Source organism: Rhodanobacter fulvus Jip2, from assembly GCF_000264315.1.
Classification (GTDB): domain Bacteria; phylum Pseudomonadota; class Gammaproteobacteria; order Xanthomonadales; family Rhodanobacteraceae; genus Rhodanobacter; species Rhodanobacter fulvus.
Map to the genome: position 1 here is coordinate 1 of NZ_AJXU01000042.1, position 15,942 is coordinate 15,942.

Below are 15,942 nucleotides of genomic sequence, written 5' to 3' on the forward strand. Positions count from 1 at the left end.
GGCGCGGGCGGCGCGGGCACCGGCGGCGCCGGCATGGGCGCAGCCGGTGGTGCCGGCGGAGCCGGCGGCACGTCGTACGCGGATGCCGGCAGCTTCGACATGTCCAACCAGATGAACGGCACCGCCGTAGGTGCCGCGGGTATCGCGGTGCTCGCCCAGAACAGTGGCGCCGCCGCGCTGGTGCAGCAGAGCGTGAATGTGCAGGCCAACCTCACCGTCGGCCCGTAACGGAAAGCCCGCCGTGGAGTCTTGCTCCACGGCGTTTTTCCAGACTCGTCATGGCGCGGCGCTACGCCGTGCCATGACGCCGAGCATTCACGGAGTGACGCCATGCGAAGCTGCCGATCTTTCCTGTCCACATCCTTGGGATGCCTGCTGGCGTCCTTTGCGATGGCGGGCCTCGCACAACCACCGCCCCCGGCGGCTCCCTCGCCGGTAACTGCCGCTGGAGCCGTGCCGGCCAGCACCGACGGCTTTGGTCCCGGCGTTACCCCTGCCACCCTGGCCACGATGCGTGGCGGTACCGACGTCGTGGAAAACATGCACCTGCACGGCACCGTGGACAACAACCGCGCCGACCATGTCGTCAGCGGCTACAACACGATTTCCGGTGGGGCGTTCACGGGGGCGGCGGGCGTGCCGATGGTGATCCAGAACAGCGGCAACAACGTGCTGATCCAGAACGCCACGATCATCAACGTGCAATTCCAGCCATGAAACATGGCTGCTGGTGCAAGGTGTTGCTGGCGGTGGCGATGCTGCCGCTCGGGTCGGCGTGGGCGGCCACGATGGAGGTGCCCGGCATCCAGGGCAACGGCTATACGTTCCACCTCACCAGTCTCAAGGAAGCGCGTTTCAAGAACACCATCCGCCAGCATTTCGACTTCAGCTGCGGCTCCGCGGCCACCGCCACCTTGCTGACCTACCAATACGGCTATCCAGTGGGCGAGCAATGGGTGTTCGAGCAGATGTACGCCCATGGCGACCGCGCGAAGATCCGCCGCGAGGGGTTCTCGCTGCTGGACATCAAGCGCTTCCTGCATGCCAACGGTTTCGAGGCCGACGGGTTTCATGTGCCGCTGGACAAGCTGCGCCAATCCAGCGTGCCGGCTATCGTGCTGTTGAACGAAAAGGGCTACCACCATTTCGTGGTGGTGAAGGGCCTGCGCAACGGTCGCGTGCTGGTGGGCGACCCCGCGCGCGGCACCCGGGCAATGGCGCGCCGCACGTTCGAGACGGCATGGCAGAGCAAGCTGGTATTCGTCATCCATAACCGCCGCACATTGGCGGTATTCAACAGCACGGACGATTGGCGCGCCGCGCCGCTGGCCTCGCTGGGCGATGGCATCGACCGGCGCGGGCTGGATCGGATCACCCTGCCCAAACGCGGCCCCAACGATCTCTGAGCGTGGAACGAACCATGACCAAGCCCCGACATTCGCGACATCTTCGTTCTTGCTCGTTGGGTTTGATCGCGGCGGTCATGGTTGGCGCGGCACCGCTGGCGACGGCGGCATGCGGGTCGCCCTGCGTGAATGCCTGGTCGCTTCCGGTCGGCAACGTGCAGCTCGATGCCATGCGCGGTGGCTTCGACAGCGGCAACGGTTTGCTGGCGTCGTTCGGCATCGATCGCGTGGTTTATATCAACGGCAATCTGGCCACGCGCACGAGCGTGTCGATACCCGATATCGGCCACATGTCGCCTGCGCAGGCGCGGGCGCTGGCCGCGGTCGATGGCGTCCTCACGGTAGTGCAGGGCGGGCAGGGCAACACGGCGGCGCTGGTGCCATCGGGCGCCGCCACGGCCACCGTGATCCAGAACAGCCTCGACGGCCAGCACATCCAGAACCTCACCACGATCGACGCGTCGGTGGATCATCTGGACCAGTTTCGCAGCGCGCGCCTGGGCGACACCTTGCAGGGTGCGTTGATTCAGTCGCTGGGGCATTGAGTGGTGATGCAGACAACGCGGTGAGGTGCGGCTTCGCACGCGCTTTTTTGGCTCACGAGGAAAGGGCATGGCAGGGAAATCGTCGCGAAGCAAATATGCCGCCGGTTGCGCCGGCTTGCTGTGTCTCGGCATGGCGCATGCCCAGCAGCCGGCGTCCACCGCCGATGGGCTGCCCGCCGCCATCAGGCAGAACGTGATCCAGCAGGGCGAGCGGCTGGATGCGATGCGCAGCCAGCTGGCCGCCCAGATGGCGCAGATCGAACAGCTCAAGCGCGCGCTGGCGGCACAGGAGGCGGACTACCGCGCCTTGCGCCACGAGATGGGCATGGACGGCAGCGGCAAGCCGCCGGGCACGGCGAACACGGTCGCCACATCCGGCGCCGCGACAACGGAAACGGCCGCTGCCGCCGCACCGCAACCGGTGGGCCGCGCACCCGTGCGCGAACCGGGGCCGCCTGCGGTGGCACCCATCTTCGAGCAGCCCGGCGTGCTCACGCCGCGCGGCAAATTCGTGATCGAGCCGTCGTACCAGTTCGGCTATTCCTCGGCCGATCGGGTCGACCTGATCGGCTACACCGTGATCCCCGCCGTGCTGATCGGCCTGATCGACGCACGCCAGGTCAGGACCACCACGCAGACCGGCGCGCTGGCACTGCGCTACGGGCTCACCAACCGGATGGAGCTGGAGCTGCGCGTGCCGTATCTGTACAACCACACCGACACGACCAGCCGCGAGATATTCACCGGCAGCGCGGAGGATCGCGTGTTCACTTCGAGCGGCCATGGTTTGGGGGATATCGAAGCGACGGCGCGCTACCAGATGAACGACGGCGGCGCCGACAAACCCTATTTCGTGGGCTGGCTGCGCTTCAAATCGCGCACCGGCCGCGATCCGTTCGAGGTCACCACCGATTGCGTCAACCGCTGCATCCAGAACGTCACCGGCACCGGCATGCCGCTGCAACTGCCGACGGGTTCGGGTTTCTATTCATTGCAGCCGGGCGTGACCTGGCTGTATCCGTCCGACCCGGTGGTGTTTTTCGGCAACCTCAGCTACCTGCACAACTTTGCCCGCCATGGCGTGAGCCGCCGCGTGCTGGGTGGGGACAGGGAGTCGCTGGGCACGATCGAGGTGGGCGACGTGGTGGATCTCAGCCTCGGCATGGGCTTTGCGCTCAACGACAAGGCGTCCATCAGCCTGGGCTATGACCAGAGTTTCGTGGGCCTGACCAAACAGAACGGCAAGACGGTGGCGGGGTCGGCGAAGACGGTGCTGGGCACCTTGCTGGTCGGCGGCTCCTATCGCCTCAGCGACCGGCGCACGCTGAACGTGGCGCTGGGTGTGGGCATTACCCGCGACACGCCCGACGCCACCGTGACCGTGCGCCTGCCCACCACGTATTAAGGCAACGCTGACCAAGTATCACCGCCGCCTTAACCGTGAGGGACGGCTTTCGATGCCGTGGCGGACCGCGCCGCGCGTCGCCGTTGCGCCAGCCAGCCGCCCGCGCAGACCGCGCCAACCAGCACCACGTCCAGCGCGTACTGCGCCCAGCCGTGCGCGGCGAACCAGCCCGCCAGCCAGTGATCGTGCCCGATCATGCGCGCGGCGGTGAACGCGATGGCGCCAGCACCCACGTACATGATGATTGGAAAGCGCTCGATCAGTTTCAGGATCAGGGTCGAGCCCCACACCACCAGCGGCACGCTGATCAGCAGGCCGATGATCACCAGGCCCAGGTGGCCGCGCGACGCACCGGCGATCGCCAGCACGTTGTCCAGACCCATCAGCGCGTCGGCCACGATGATCGTGCGCAAGGCGCTCCAGAACGTGCGGCTGGCCTTGATCTCGTGACTTTCATCGCCGTCGTGGCGCAGCAGGTTCCAGGCGATCGGCAGCAGCAACGCACCGCCGACCAGCATCAGGCCTGGCAACTTCAGCAGGTAGACCACCACCGCGGTCAGGGCGAAACGTACGGCGACGGCGCCGAAGGTGCCCCAGAACACCGCTTTCTTCTGCAACTCCTTGGGCAGGCGGCTGGCGGCCATCGCGATGACGATGGCGTTGTCGCCCGCCAGCACGAGGTCGAGCAGCACGATGGCCAGCAGGCCGGAGAAGAAATCAGGGGTGAAAAAATCCATAGGACAATCCATGCGCGGCGGACAATGCAGCGGGTACGGACGCGCGCGGCCCGTAGCCACCGCAAAAGTCTCGTTCGCAACGTGGCTGCCGCGGTGACCGGAGCGAAGCGTCGCTCGTGTTGACGATCACCGCACCGATGCGGGAAGCCGCGTCGGGAACTACTCCCTTTTGGGAGCGGCCATTGTCCCCATGTGTCCCCCGCGTGGCAAGCGGTCGACGGGTGCTCAGGCTAAAATGGTCGTTTCCGATTTAGCGAGAAGACACCATGAGTGCGCCCGACGTCCGCTCCGCCATCCGCCCCGATCCCGATCAGCCGATGGTCGACATCGCCGACTACGTGATCGACTACCGCATCGACTCGACCGAAGCCTACGACACCGCCCGCTACGTCCTGCTCGATTCGCTGGGCACGGCGATGCTGGCGATGAAATTTCCCGAATGCGTGAAGCATCTGGGCCCGTTGGTGCCCGGCGCCAGCTTGCCCGGCGGCGCACGCGTACCCGGTACCAGCCACGAGCTGGACCCGGTGCAGGCGGCGTTCGCGATCGGCACGCAGATCCGCTGGCTGGATTTCAACGACACCTGGCTGGCGGCGGAATGGGGCCATCCTTCCGACAATCTGGGCGCGATCCTGGCGGTGGCCGATTACCTCAGCCGCAAGGCCGTGCGTGAAGGCGGCCAGCCGCTGACCGTGCGCGACGTGCTTGGCTATGCCATCAAGGCGCACGAGATCCAGGGCGGCTACGCGCTGCTCAACAGCTTCAACCGGGTGGGGCAGGACCACGTGATCCTGGTGCGCCTGGCGTCCACCGCGGTGGCTACGGCGATGCTGGGCGGCAACAAGGATCAGGTGGTGGCGGCGGTATCGCACAGCTGGATCGACAACGGTGCGCTGCGCACCTATCGGCACGCACCCAACACCGGCCCGCGCAAGAGCTGGGCTGCCGGCGACGCCTGCCGCCGCGCGGTAACCCACGCGATCAACGCGGTGCACCGCGGCGTGGTGGGTTATCCCTCGGCGTTGAGCGCGAAGACCTGGGGCTTCTACGACGTGGCGTTCAACGGCAAGCCGTTCGAGTTCGAGCGCCCGTTCGGCAGCTACGTGATGGAAAACGTGTTGCTGAAAATCAGCTACCCCGCCGAGTTCCATGCGCAAACCGCGGTGGAATGCGCGATGCAGTTGCACGCGCAGGTTGCCGGCCGGCTGGACGATATCGACCGGATCGTGATCGAAACCCAGGAAGCGGGCTGCCGTATCATCGACAAGACCGGCCCGCTGGCGAACTACGCCGATCGCGACCATTGCATCCAGTACATGGTGGCCGTGCCGCTGATCTTCGGGCGACTGGTGGCCAGCGACTACGGCGACGACGTGGCCGCCGACCCGCGGATCGACGCGCTGCGCAACAAGATGACGGTGAGCGAGAACCCGCAGTTCACCCGTGATTATTTCGACCCGGCCAAGCGTTACATCGGCAATGCCGTGCAGGTGTTCTTCAAGGATGGCAGCAGCACGGAGAAAGTCTCCGTCGATTTCCCGATCGGCCATCGTCGCCGCCGTGCCGAAGGCATCCCGGTGCTGCTGAGGAAGTTTGAATCCGCCCTGCGCGGGCATCTGCCCGAGCACCGGGTGAATGCCATACTGGCAGCAACCGGTGACGCGGCCGCCCTGGATAAAATGCCAATTCAGGACTTCCTCGGTCTATTCACACTGTAAAGACGACATAAGCGGAAAATGAACGAGCCGTCGCGGAAGCGGTCGGGTATGTTTATTTTTTGCTAAAGTTCGCGTCGAACGTGGCACGGCGAATCGGTGAACGAGCCGTTGTCATCAGCCATTCGTTCGATCCCCGTATTTATGTTGTCAAGCGGACGAAAAATCCCACACAAGGAGACACCCGATGAAACGTAAGGGCTTGTATTTTCTGATTGCGCTGGCTTTGGGCGGCGTTGGCGCCGTTCACGCGCAGGACACCACGGGCGCTGTCGATACCGCCTCTTCGTCCACCGCGGCGGCCGACTATGATGGTCGCTGGTACATTGCCCCGACCGTTGGTGGCTATTACAACGACACCGACCGCAATACCAACAGCCGCCAGGTCTATTACGGTCTGGGTGTCGGCCGCTTCATCTCGCCGAATGCGTCCATCGACATTTTCGCCGACCGCACCAAGCGCGACGTCGATGGCGGCGGCAGCTGGGCCAACAACACGGTCGGCGCAGCCGTTCGTTTCTACGCTGGCGCCTGGGATTCATGGCGTCCGTACGTGCTGGCCGGCGTCATGGGCAGCCACCACCAGAACGCGGGCAACAATGGCTGGTCGCCGGCTGCCGAACTGGGCGGCGGTCTGTCCAAGACCATCACCGACAGCTCCGATGTCCGCATCGAAGCCGGCTATCGCTACGACTGGGATGACAAGTCCCAGCCGGCCGAAGACGGTTATGGCGACTGGTTCCTGGGCTTCAGCATCGTTTCGCGCTTTGGCGAACCGGCCGCGGCTCCGGCCCCGGTTGAAGCACCGGCCCCGGTGGCTGACTGCTCCACCATGGACAGCGACAACGACGGCGTGAACGACTGCGAAGACAAGTGCCCGGCGACCACGGCCGGCACCATCGTCGGCCCCGACGGTTGCGCGCAGAAGGTCGTCATCGACCTGCGTGGCGTGAACTTCAAGTTCGATCGCCCGAAGAAGAACGAGACCGACATCTCCGGCGCGCTGGCTGAGCCGAGCTCCGATTCGATCGCCGTTCTGAACCAGGCCGTCGACACCCTGCAGCGTTACCCGCAGGTGCACGTGACCGTCGCCGGCTACACCGACTCGGTGGGCACGGATGTCTACAACCAGAGCCTGTCGGAGCGTCGCGCCTCGATCGTCTACAACTACCTGACCAGCCATGGCATCGATGCCAGCCGTCTGGAAGGCCCGATCGGTCACGGCGAAAGCAACCCGATCGGTGACAACGAGACCGATGCCGGTCGCGCGCAGAACCGTCGCACGGAACTGCAGGTTCAGCAGTAATCGAACCGCGGCAGTAAATGCCGGGCTCCACTCGGAGTCCGGTGAATAAGAAAACCCGGCTTCGGCCGGGTTTTTTTTGCCCTCGCGGTCGGCGTTTGCCATGTGTATTCGTTACGCTATCGCGATGCGTTCCCCCATTTCCGGCAACACCCGCACCGGTCAAAAGACCGCCGTTCCACGCCACGGTCTTGCGCGGGTATTGTCGAAGGCCGGCGTTTGTTCCCGCAGCCAGGCGGAACAATGGATCCGCGAGGGGCGGGTCAGCGTGGCGGGGCGCGTGGTCAGCGATCCGCATTTTCCCGTCCGGCCGGACGGTCCGCCGATCACCGTCGACGGCAAGCGGTTGGCGTCGGCGGAAAAAGTCCATGTGATGTTCAACAAGCCGCGCGGCCTGGTGGTGAGCGCATCCGACGAGCACGGCCGCGACACGGTCTACACAGCGCTGGCCGCTGCCGGTTTGCCCTGGCTGGGCCCGGTGGGGCGACTGGACAAGGCCAGCGAGGGATTGCTGTTGCTGAGCAACGACACGACGTGGGCAGCCGGCATTACGGACCCGGCCACGCATCTGGACAAGACCTATCACGTGCAGGTGGCGGGGCAGCCGGATGCAGTCGCCCTGGCCGCCATGCATGCCGGGATTGCGGATGGCGATGAGTGGCTGAAAGTGCGCTGCGCCAGCGTGTTGCGGCAGGGTGAAAAGAACGCCTGGCTGGAGGTGGTGCTGGATGAGGGCCGCAATCGCCACATACGCCGCCTGCTGGCCGCGCTGGGGTTTGACGTTCTGCGCCTGATCCGCGTGGCGATCGGCTCGTTGCCGCTGGGCGATCTGCCGAAGAACCAGTGGCGTCGCCTGAGCGCCGCCGAAGTGGCGATGCTGGACCGGCGGCACGCGAAGTAGACGGGCGGGCGGCGCGCGTCCGGGCTGCTAGGCGATCGTGCTTTTTTCGATGGTGGTGGCTTTGCGCGCGGCCAGCCAGCGCAGGTAGTCCGCCTCGGGGAGCGGGCGGCAGATCAGGTAACCCTGCAGCGTGTCGCAACCCATGGCGCCCAGCCGCGCGCGTTGTTGTTCCGTTTCCACGCCTTCGGCGATGGTCGCCATGCCCAGGCGGCGGCCGATGTCCACGATGAATCCAGCCAGCGGGTCGGGAACCGACGGCTGCAACGCGCTGACGAAGGAGCGGTCGATTTTCAGCTCGTCCAGCGGCAATTGCTGCAGATAGGCCAGCGATGAATAGCCGGTGCCGAAATCGTCCATCGCCAGCCGGAAGCCGATGTTCGAGAGCGCATGCAAGGTGGCCAGCGCCGCCTCGAAATCGTTCAGCAGCGCGCTTTCCGTAAGCTCCAGCGTCAGCCACTCCGGATCGATGCCGGCGGTCACCACGATGGCCTGGATGTGTTCGACGAACTGGGGGTGAGCAATCTGCCAGGGGCTGACGTTCACCGCCAGGCGGCCGCCGAAATCCACGCCCTGGCTGCGCCAGGCCTGGATATGCGCGCAGGCGCGCGTGATCACCCAGCTGCCAAGCGCGTGGATCAGGCCGGTTTCCTCGGCCACCGGGATGAAGACGTCTGGTGGTACGTCGCCCAATTCCGGGTGGCGCCAGCGCAGCAGCGCTTCGGCGCCCATCAGTTTGCCGCTCATGCTCACTTGCGGCTGGAAATGCAGCGACAGCTGGTTGCGCTCCAGCGCGGTGCGCAGGCCACGCTCCAGCTCCAGGCGGTTGTCCGCGTCCTGTTGCATGTGCGGCAGAAACAGTCGCGCGCCGTTGCGCCCGGCGGCCTTGGCGCGATACAGCGCGATGTCGGCGCAGCGCACGATGTCGGCTGCTTCGGCATCGCCGTTGGGGAAAACCGCGACGCCGATGCTGGCGCCGATGGCCAGGATGCGGCTGTCGATCGGCAGCGGAACGGAAAGCCGTTCCACCATGCTTTCGGCCACGCCCATGGCGAGCGCGGCGGTGGCGTCCGCGTCCATGGCGTCGTGCGACCCGGCATCCAGCAGCACCAGGAACTCGTCGCCGCCGAGCCTGGCCACGGTGGATTCGCCGGGCGCTACCGCAAGCAGGCAATCGGCGATGGCCTCCAGCACGCGGTCGCCGACGTGGTGGCCCAGCGAGTCGTTGATGGTCTTGAAGTTGTCCAGGTCGATCATCAGCACGGCGCCATGCCGGCCGGACTGGCTGGCGTCGGCCAGCATTTCGGCCAGCGAATGCAGTGCGCGCGAACGATTGGGCAGGCCCGTCAACGGATCGTGGTAGGCGATGTGGCGCAGATCCAGCTCGGCTTCGCGCCGGGTCTCGGCTTCGGCGCGCAGTTCGAGCGTGGTCTGTTCCAGCTGTAGCGTGCGGGCGCGCAACTGGCTGGCCAGCGAAACGCCCATCAGCAACACGAACGGCAGGAACGCGAAGGCGTCCAGATAGGGGTAGGGCTGGTCGAAAATATCGATCACGATATCGCCCCACAGCATGGCGGTGAATTGCACCAGCAGGCAGATGCTCAGCAGCAGCCCGGGCCGCGCCTGGCCGCCCCGGTAGAACCGCCACGAGCGCAGCAGCGCCCAGAGAAAAACCACGTAGGTCAGGCTGTGGAAGGCCTGGCTGGCGACGGATGGCTGAACCTTCAGCGTGAACAGGGATTCCCCCCATGGAAGCACCATCGGCGCGCCGGCGCTGAAGCCGGCATGCAGTCCGTAAGGTGCCCGCAGGTCGAACCAGAAGAAGCCCGTTGCCACCATCAGGATCACGCCGAAGGCGAAGCGGCTTACGGGTTTTCGCGTGTAGGTGCTGACAAAAACGATGAAAGCCGGGAACGAGAAGATCGACGAGGCGTACATGAGCCGCAGCGCGAGCGTGGCTTGCGCGAGCGTCGTGGCGCAGTCCAGCAGCACGTTGGAGAGGGCGAGGGCGGCGATGCAGATGCACAGCACCGCATACGCCTGGTACATGAGTTCACGCTGATGGCGCAGGCCGATAACCAGAAACTGCGTGCCCGACGACAGTGCCACGGCCGCCGTTGCCAGCAAGGCGGTCGTGAAATAGCCGAAGCTCGGTTGGCTTGCAATTTCGTGCATGCGCGGTTTTCCCCTGCGTGCGCCTGTCCGGGGCTACGGCGCGCAACGCTCGGAGAACGATAGCCTATTGCAGCACCGGTGCCCACTGAGTGCGGCCGTAGACGAGCAGTTGCCGCTGCGACGGAGCGACGCATGGGCCGGAATGCTTATGGACGTCTCTTTGTCCTTCATCCCGCCAGCCGGCGCCGGATCGGCTAGCCGGTGGCCTTTTGCGCCAGGATCCCTCAAGCGCCATCGATAGTGCCGGTGAAACGCGCGAATATGCGAGCATCAAGCGTTTCACCGATGGGCTGAAACCATGACGCACGATCCGGCAGGCCCGAGTGATCCACCCCCGATTCCGCCCGTTGCGCCGGACCCGGGCGATTGCTGTGGCGAAGGCTGCGTCCGCTGTGTCCATGACGTATACGAGGCGTCGCTCGAACGTTACCGTATGTTGCTGGAGGCGTGGCAGGCGCGGCATCCGGACGATGGGGATGGCCACGGCCCCTCGTGTTGAACATCGGCAACGCCGTCTTCGAAACGGCCTTTGGAGCAAAGGGATGACGCATGCGAACGAGTGACGGCGATACCGTGTGGAGCATGCGTCGTTTGCGGTGGCTTGCCATCCTCATCCGCCATCCGTCCGCGGCACTGCTGCTGGTGCAGTTGGCCGGGTTGCTGCTGTATCCGTTCATCGAGCAGACGCGTGCCGCACGCGCCCTGTTCGGCGCCTTCGGCGTGGTGGTGCTGATGCTGGCCATTTCGATGGTGCAGCGTACCCGCGGCCGGGGCTGGATAAGCGTGGCCATCGCCGTGCCCGCGGTCGTGTGCAACGCGATGGGTTTGATGCTGGACATGCCGGCGCTAAAACCGTGGTGGGCAGCGCTGGAAGCACTGTTCTACTTCTACGCGGCCGGTTGTCTGATCGCCTACATGCTGGCCGATCGCCGCGCTACCACCGACGAGATGTTCGCCGCCGGCGCCACCTTCACCCTGCTTGTCTGGGGCTTCACCTACCTGTTCGTGCTGTGCCAGGTATTGCAGCCGGGCTGCTTTGCCGCCGCGGTCAATCCGGCCGCTCCGCGCAGCTGGACCGAACTGCTGTTTCTGAGCTTTGCCCTGATGTCGAGCACCGGCATCGGTGACGTCATCCCGATCACCGTGCACGCGCGCGCGCTGGCCTGCCTGGAGATGTTCGTGGGCGTGATGTATATCGCGCTGGTGGTCTCGCGGCTGATCGGACTGAGCGTCAGCCGGGAGGATGACCGCGAACTCCACCGCTGACGGTCATGCCGAATGGCGCGGCGCTCAGATCGATTTTTCGGCCGCGGGAAAATGGCGCCGCAGATCCTGCTGGCAACGCGCCAACAGCGCCGGCGCAAAGGCATCGGGCCAGGTGTGGCTGAGGTCCACGTCGCGATCCAGTCGCTCGTGTTCACCCAGCAATTGCGCCATCGCCAGGCCATCGGCGGCGGCCAGCGTCTTGCCCAGTGGCGAACTGGTGGCGACGGTCTTGCCGGGCTGGCGATCGGCCATCGCCTCCACCACGCGCGCCGGCAGCTCCCAGTGCTGTGCCGCCTGCAGCGACAGCCGCGCCGCCAGTGCGCCGCAACTGGCAATGAATTCCGTCGAGGGTGATGTGAGTGCGGAATCCTGCGCCAGCTGGTCGAGCAGGCGCACCACCGCGCCGGTACCGGTGTGGCAGATGGTGCCGACCAGGTAGGCCTCGAACGTATCGCCGCCGTTGTGCCGGGCCAGCCATGCGCACGCGTGCGAGCAGCGCTCGGCGTGATCCCACAGGCGCTCGCCGGCAGCCTGGCCGAAGCTGCCGGCATTGGCCTGCAGGATGGGTTTCATCACGTATTGCGTAAGCACCCGGCGCAAGCCGTCCTGGCCCAGCAGGACCACCGCCTGCTGCAGGCTGCTGATCGGCTGGGCGGAGCGGTAATACGAGCTGCTGGTGACCCGCATGACCTCGCCCACCATCAGCGGGTCGCGGCCCACGAGTTTGGCGAGCTGACCACCGGCCGCATTGTCGTTTTTCAGCGTGCGCAGCAGTTGCGGCAATACGCTGGGCAGGCGCGGCAGGCTGCGCATGTCGAAGCGTGTGCTGAGCAGGTCCAGGCGCTTGAGCATGGCCTGCTCGGCCGCACTGGGTTCGCCCGCCTCGCTGGGCGGCAGATCGAGTACGAAGCGGTGAAAGCGATCTTCGATTTCAGTCAGCGGGAAGTCCGGCTCCACCACCACGTCATCGTCGGGAATCCGCGCGGACGCCCGCACGGATCCGGTCGCCATGAGCCGCACGCGACCCGCAACCGGCTTCTGGCTGCGAAACAAGCGCTGCCAAAGATTCCCCATGCAAACGTCCCTTTTTCAGAAAACGCAAGCGTCCCACAACTTGCGGAGATAACGGCAGGGCGACGGAAAAATTGAGTGATCCGATCGTTCGCTGCGATGCCTGGTGCAGCCGGCCGTGGTGAGCCGGCTGCCTGCGATGGTGCGGTTCGCTGTCCGAATTTCAGCCCTGATTACTGGCTTTTTTTCTTTTCCTGCTTAGCCGCCCTTTTTTCCTTCATGGTCTTGGCCGGCTTTTTCTTCTCGGTTTTCTTTGAATCCATGCCCTTGCTCATGTCGTGCTCCGCAATGTGGAAGGTTGGGCGGGAGCGGCATAGCCGATCCGGGCACCGGCGAAAAACATCAAGCGCGGTGCGATCGGAGTTTAGGGGCGGGCGATATGGAAGCCAAGCCGCTGCAGCGTGGCTTTTTTCAAACGGCTGTGGCGGTGATTCCGGTCGCCACAACGCCGCTGTCAGATACGCTCGTGCGGCGCCAGGTAGCGCCATTGCCCGGGCGGCAGGCGGCTCAGTGAAATACGGCCCACGCGCAGCCGTTTCATCGCCACCACCTGCAGGCCCACCGCGTTGCACATCGGTTCGATCTGGCTCGGTTGCAGGCCCTTGAAGGCGAAGCGCAGGCGCTGCTCGCTTTGCCAGCTGACCTTGATCGGCGGCATCGCGTAGTTGTTGAAGCGCAATCCATGGTTGAGCAGCGCCAGGCCGTTATCGATCAGTTCGCCTTCCACCTCGACCACGAACTCCTGCTCGATCCGGCTGGCGTCCTCGGTGAGCTTGCGCGCCACGCGCCAGTCCTGGGTGAAAAACAGCAGGCCGCTGGCCTTGGCCGGCAACGGCAGCGGCGCCGCGAGGCGGGACATGTGCCGCTTCAGCGGCCGCACGCCGGAAGCGTCGTCGGCGCTGCGCGTTGCCGGCGTGACCAGTGCGCCGGCACCGTCCGGTCCGGGCCCGTCGTCAATGCCGGCCGGCTTGTTGAGCACCAGCGTGATCGCTTCCAGCGGCGCCAGCCGGGCGGCGGGGTCGATCGCCACGGTTTGCGTGTCCACCATGAACTGCGGCTCTTCCACCACCACGCCATCCACCTGCACCCAGCCGCCTTCGATGAATTGCTCCGCCTCACGGCGCGAGCAGCCCGCCAGGGCGACGACCCGTTTGGCGAGGCGGACAGGTTCGGTCATGGGGCAGGCCAGCGCGGAGGAGGCCGCCATTGTAGGGAACTGCGAGCCCGCGCACGAAAGCCGCCACCATCGGCGATGGCATTTCCGGTGTTCGCCCCCAAATGGAAGGACTTGACCATGGTGAGTGTTTCCACATGATTCCTTTCTCGATTCTCGATCTGGCGCCCGTCACCGAAGGCAGTGATGCCGCTCAGGCATTCCGCAACACGCTGGATCTGGCGCAATTGGCCGAGCGGCTCGGCTACCACCGCTACTGGCTGGCGGAACACCACAACATGCCCGGCATCGCCAGTGCGGCGACGGCGGTGTTGATCGGGCATGTGGCCGGCGGCACCTCGACCATCCGCGTGGGCGCCGGCGGCATCATGCTGCCCAACCATGCGCCGCTGCAGGTGGCCGAGCAGTTCGGCACGCTGGCGTCGCTGTATCCGGGCCGCATCGATCTGGGGCTGGGTCGCGCCCCTGGCACCGACCAGCCCACCGCGAAAGCCTTGCGCCGCTATTTCGACAGTGCCGACGCGTTTCCACAGGATGTGATGGAACTGCTCGGCTATTTCGAGCCCGCCACGCCGGGCCAGCCGGTACGCGCGGTGCCCGGCGCCGGTATCGACGTGCCGGTGTGGCTGCTGGGTTCCAGCCTGTTCAGCGCCAAGCTGTCGGCGGCGTTGGGCCTGCCGTTCGCGTTTGCCTCGCATTTCGCCCCCGATGCGATGGACGAGGCGCTGGCGCTGTACCGCCGCGATTTCCGGCCCTCCGCGCGTCTGCAACAGCCGTACGCCATGCTGGGCTTGAACGTGGTTGCGGCCGACAGCGATGCCGAGGCGCGGCGGTTGTTCACCACCCAGCAACAAAGTTTCATCAACCTGCGTCGCGGCCGGCCGGGGCTGATCCCGGCGCCGATCGACGACATCGAAACGTACTGGTCGCCGGTGGAGAAGATCGGCGTGGAGCGCGCGCTGGCCTGTGCCGTGGTCGGCGACGAGGCGACGGTGCGGCAGGGCATCGACGCGTTCGTCGAACGGCATCGGCCGGATGAGGTGCTGATCACCGCGAACGTGTTCGACCACGCCGCCCGGCGGCGCTCGTTCGAGATCGCCGCGGCGGGCGCGGCGAACAACTAGGAGCCTGGGCCGCAGAAATCTTCCGGGCTGCAAAAGCGTCTGCGTGGTCCATATTTCTGCCGCTTCTTGGCCCATGGAACCACCATGGGCCGGCGAATCGTCAAAAATCTGTCCTCACGCAGCCGCTTTTTCGCCTCGGAAGTTTCTACGGCCCAGACTCCTAGCAACATCCGATCGGCCATAATCGCGACCTTTCCACGACGACTTGAAGCTTTCCAACGCATGAAGACACCCCAGGGCCTGCAGACATTGATCGAGGAAGGCGTGATCGACCAGGTGCTCCGCCCGCTCAAGAGCGGCAAGGAAGCCTCCGTCTACGTCGTGCGTTGTGGCGAGGACGTTCGTTGCGCCAAGGTCTACAAGGACATGGGCCAGCGCAGTTTCCAGGCGCGCGTGCAATACCAGGAAGGGCGCAAGGTGCGCGGCAGCCGCCAGGCGCGCGCGATCGGCAAGGCCAGCAAGTTCGGCCGCAAGGAGATGGAGGAGAACTGGAAGAACGCCGAGGTCGACGCGCTGTACCAGCTCACCGCCGCCGGCGTGCGGGTGCCGCGGCCGTTTGGCTATTTCAGCGGCGTGCTGGTGATGGAGCTGGTCACCGATGCGGACGGGCATTCGGCACCGCGATTGGGTGAGGTGGACTTGTCGGCCGACACCGCGCGCGACTACCACCGCTTCCTGATGCAGCAGGTGGCGCGCATGCTGTGCATCGGCCTGATCCACGGCGACCTGTCCGAATACAACGTGCTGGTGGGCCCCGAGGGTCCGGTGATCATCGACTTGCCGCAGGTGGTCAGCGCGTCGGGCAACAACGCCGCGCGCGCCATGCTGCGCCGTGACGTGGGCAACATCACCATCAGCCTTTCGCGCTTTGCGCCGGAGCTGCTGGACACGTACTACGGCGAGGAGATGTGGGCCCTGTACGAGCTGGGCGAACTGCACCCGGACACCGAGCTGACCGGCCAGTTCGAATTCGACGAAAGCATCGCCGACGTGGACAGCGTGATGCAGTCGATCATCGATGCGCGCGAAGAGGCGATCATCCGCCAGCAGGGGCGCGAGGCCGCGGCGCAGGAAGACTGATTGATCATGGGAGCGGCAGCTCTTGTGGGAGCGACTTCAGTCG

16 protein-coding genes are annotated in these 15,942 nt (G+C 65.6%); 12 read left to right on the forward strand and 4 right to left on the reverse strand.

What is annotated here, in order from left to right; all coding sequences use genetic code 11:
- The 5 genes from UU9_RS10330 to UU9_RS10350 all read left to right on the forward strand — a co-directional run.
- The coding region (locus UU9_RS10330) for a hypothetical protein (RefSeq protein WP_007081698.1) at window positions 1–228 on the forward strand (228 nt) is incomplete at its 5' end.
- 225 nt (window positions 229–453) lie between these two features.
- The gene (locus UU9_RS10335; RefSeq protein ID WP_007081699.1) at window positions 454–717 is read left to right on the forward strand and encodes a hypothetical protein; all 264 of its coding nucleotides are present in this window, start codon (window positions 454–456) and stop codon (window positions 715–717) included.
- On the forward strand, window positions 714–1,406 hold the full coding sequence (locus tag UU9_RS10340; protein WP_007081700.1) for a C39 family peptidase: 693 nt from the start codon (window positions 714–716) through the stop codon (window positions 1,404–1,406). Before UU9_RS10335 ends, UU9_RS10340 begins: the two co-directional genes overlap by 4 nt.
- A 125-nt stretch (window positions 1,407–1,531) precedes the next feature.
- Window positions 1,532–1,951 carry a hypothetical protein gene (locus UU9_RS10345; RefSeq protein ID WP_202799820.1) on the forward strand — a complete coding sequence of 140 codons (420 nt, stop codon included), beginning with the start codon at window positions 1,532–1,534 and terminating at the stop codon, window positions 1,949–1,951.
- A 67-nt stretch (window positions 1,952–2,018) separates the two neighbouring features.
- A complete protein-coding gene (locus UU9_RS10350) occupies window positions 2,019–3,356 on the forward strand; it encodes a PspA/IM30 family protein (RefSeq protein ID WP_007081702.1) in 1,338 nt (445 codons plus the stop codon).
- 29 nt (window positions 3,357–3,385) lie between these two features.
- Here UU9_RS10350 and UU9_RS10355 read toward each other — a convergent pair whose 3' ends face one another.
- Window positions 3,386–4,093 (reverse strand): TerC family protein, encoded by a 708-nt coding sequence (locus UU9_RS10355; protein WP_007081703.1) that lies wholly within the window; start codon window positions 4,091–4,093, stop codon window positions 3,386–3,388.
- 266 nt (window positions 4,094–4,359) lie between these two features.
- On the opposite strand from UU9_RS10355, the gene UU9_RS10360 reads away from it, so the two are divergent.
- The 3 genes from UU9_RS10360 to UU9_RS10370 all read left to right on the forward strand — a co-directional run bounded on the left by UU9_RS10360 (window position 4,360) and on the right by UU9_RS10370 (window position 8,012).
- The gene (locus UU9_RS10360) at window positions 4,360–5,811 is read left to right on the forward strand and encodes a bifunctional 2-methylcitrate dehydratase/aconitate hydratase (protein WP_007081704.1); all 1,452 of its coding nucleotides are present in this window, start codon (window positions 4,360–4,362) and stop codon (window positions 5,809–5,811) included.
- A 184-nt stretch (window positions 5,812–5,995) separates the two neighbouring features.
- On the forward strand, window positions 5,996–7,114 hold the full coding sequence (locus UU9_RS10365; protein ID WP_007081705.1) for an OmpA family protein: 1,119 nt from the start codon (window positions 5,996–5,998) through the stop codon (window positions 7,112–7,114).
- A gap of 124 nt (window positions 7,115–7,238) precedes the next feature.
- Window positions 7,239–8,012, forward strand: coding sequence for a pseudouridine synthase (locus UU9_RS10370; RefSeq protein ID WP_007081706.1), 774 nt, complete (start codon window positions 7,239–7,241; stop codon window positions 8,010–8,012).
- Between the two features lie 27 nt (window positions 8,013–8,039).
- Here the strand turns inward: UU9_RS10370 and UU9_RS10375 are convergent, their stop codons facing one another.
- Window positions 8,040–10,184 (reverse strand): EAL domain-containing protein, encoded by a 2,145-nt coding sequence (locus UU9_RS10375; RefSeq protein WP_007081707.1) that lies wholly within the window; start codon window positions 10,182–10,184, stop codon window positions 8,040–8,042.
- Window positions 10,185–10,482: 298 nt separating this feature from the next.
- Here UU9_RS10375 and UU9_RS17555 point away from each other — a divergent pair, with 298 nt between their 5' ends.
- Window positions 10,483–10,683 carry an oxidoreductase-like domain-containing protein gene (locus tag UU9_RS17555; RefSeq protein ID WP_007081708.1) on the forward strand — a complete coding sequence of 67 codons (201 nt, stop codon included), beginning with the start codon at window positions 10,483–10,485 and terminating at the stop codon, window positions 10,681–10,683.
- A 50-nt stretch (window positions 10,684–10,733) separates the two neighbouring features.
- On the forward strand, window positions 10,734–11,450 hold the full coding sequence (locus UU9_RS10380; protein WP_007081709.1) for an ion channel: 717 nt from the start codon (window positions 10,734–10,736) through the stop codon (window positions 11,448–11,450).
- Between the two features lie 24 nt (window positions 11,451–11,474).
- Here the strand turns inward: UU9_RS10380 and UU9_RS10385 are convergent, their stop codons facing one another.
- Window positions 11,475–12,461 carry an HDOD domain-containing protein gene (locus UU9_RS10385; RefSeq protein WP_237710269.1) on the reverse strand — a complete coding sequence of 329 codons (987 nt, stop codon included), beginning with the start codon at window positions 12,459–12,461 and terminating at the stop codon, window positions 11,475–11,477.
- Window positions 12,462–12,975: 514 nt separating this feature from the next.
- Window positions 12,976–13,698 (reverse strand): rRNA pseudouridine synthase, encoded by a 723-nt coding sequence (locus UU9_RS10390; protein ID WP_040670816.1) that lies wholly within the window; start codon window positions 13,696–13,698, stop codon window positions 12,976–12,978.
- A 134-nt stretch (window positions 13,699–13,832) separates the two neighbouring features.
- Here UU9_RS10390 and UU9_RS10395 point away from each other — a divergent pair, with 134 nt between their 5' ends.
- Window positions 13,833–14,819 (forward strand): LLM class flavin-dependent oxidoreductase, encoded by a 987-nt coding sequence (locus UU9_RS10395; protein ID WP_007081713.1) that lies wholly within the window; start codon window positions 13,833–13,835, stop codon window positions 14,817–14,819.
- 222 nt (window positions 14,820–15,041) lie between these two features.
- Complete coding sequence (locus UU9_RS10400; protein WP_007081714.1) at window positions 15,042–15,899, forward strand: PA4780 family RIO1-like protein kinase; 858 nt, start codon at window positions 15,042–15,044, stop codon at window positions 15,897–15,899.
- Window positions 15,900–15,942: the final 43 nt, after the last annotated feature.

What these genes read in the sequence shown, in the direction of transcription:
- UU9_RS10340 (WP_007081700.1), top strand. Translation starts at nt 714, where the DNA reads ATGAAACATGGCTGCTGGTGCAAGGTGTTGCTGGCGGTGGCGATGCTG.
- UU9_RS10350 (WP_007081702.1), top strand. Translation starts at nt 2,019, where the DNA reads ATGGCAGGGAAATCGTCGCGAAGCAAATATGCCGCCGGTTGCGCCGGC.
- UU9_RS10355 (WP_007081703.1), bottom strand. Translation starts at nt 4,093, where the DNA reads ATGGATTTTTTCACCCCTGATTTCTTCTCCGGCCTGCTGGCCATCGTG.
- UU9_RS10360 (WP_007081704.1), top strand. Translation starts at nt 4,360, where the DNA reads ATGAGTGCGCCCGACGTCCGCTCCGCCATCCGCCCCGATCCCGATCAG.
- UU9_RS10365 (WP_007081705.1), top strand. Translation starts at nt 5,996, where the DNA reads ATGAAACGTAAGGGCTTGTATTTTCTGATTGCGCTGGCTTTGGGCGGC.
- UU9_RS10370 (WP_007081706.1), top strand. Translation starts at nt 7,239, where the DNA reads ATGCGTTCCCCCATTTCCGGCAACACCCGCACCGGTCAAAAGACCGCC.
- UU9_RS10375 (WP_007081707.1), bottom strand. Translation starts at nt 10,184, where the DNA reads ATGCACGAAATTGCAAGCCAACCGAGCTTCGGCTATTTCACGACCGCC.
- UU9_RS17555 (WP_007081708.1), top strand. Translation starts at nt 10,483, where the DNA reads ATGACGCACGATCCGGCAGGCCCGAGTGATCCACCCCCGATTCCGCCC.
- UU9_RS10380 (WP_007081709.1), top strand. Translation starts at nt 10,734, where the DNA reads ATGCGAACGAGTGACGGCGATACCGTGTGGAGCATGCGTCGTTTGCGG.
- UU9_RS10385 (WP_237710269.1), bottom strand. Translation starts at nt 12,461, where the DNA reads ATGGCGACCGGATCCGTGCGGGCGTCCGCGCGGATTCCCGACGATGAC.
- UU9_RS10390 (WP_040670816.1), bottom strand. Translation starts at nt 13,698, where the DNA reads ATGACCGAACCTGTCCGCCTCGCCAAACGGGTCGTCGCCCTGGCGGGC.
- UU9_RS10395 (WP_007081713.1), top strand. Translation starts at nt 13,833, where the DNA reads ATGATTCCTTTCTCGATTCTCGATCTGGCGCCCGTCACCGAAGGCAGT.
- UU9_RS10400 (WP_007081714.1), top strand. Translation starts at nt 15,042, where the DNA reads ATGAAGACACCCCAGGGCCTGCAGACATTGATCGAGGAAGGCGTGATC.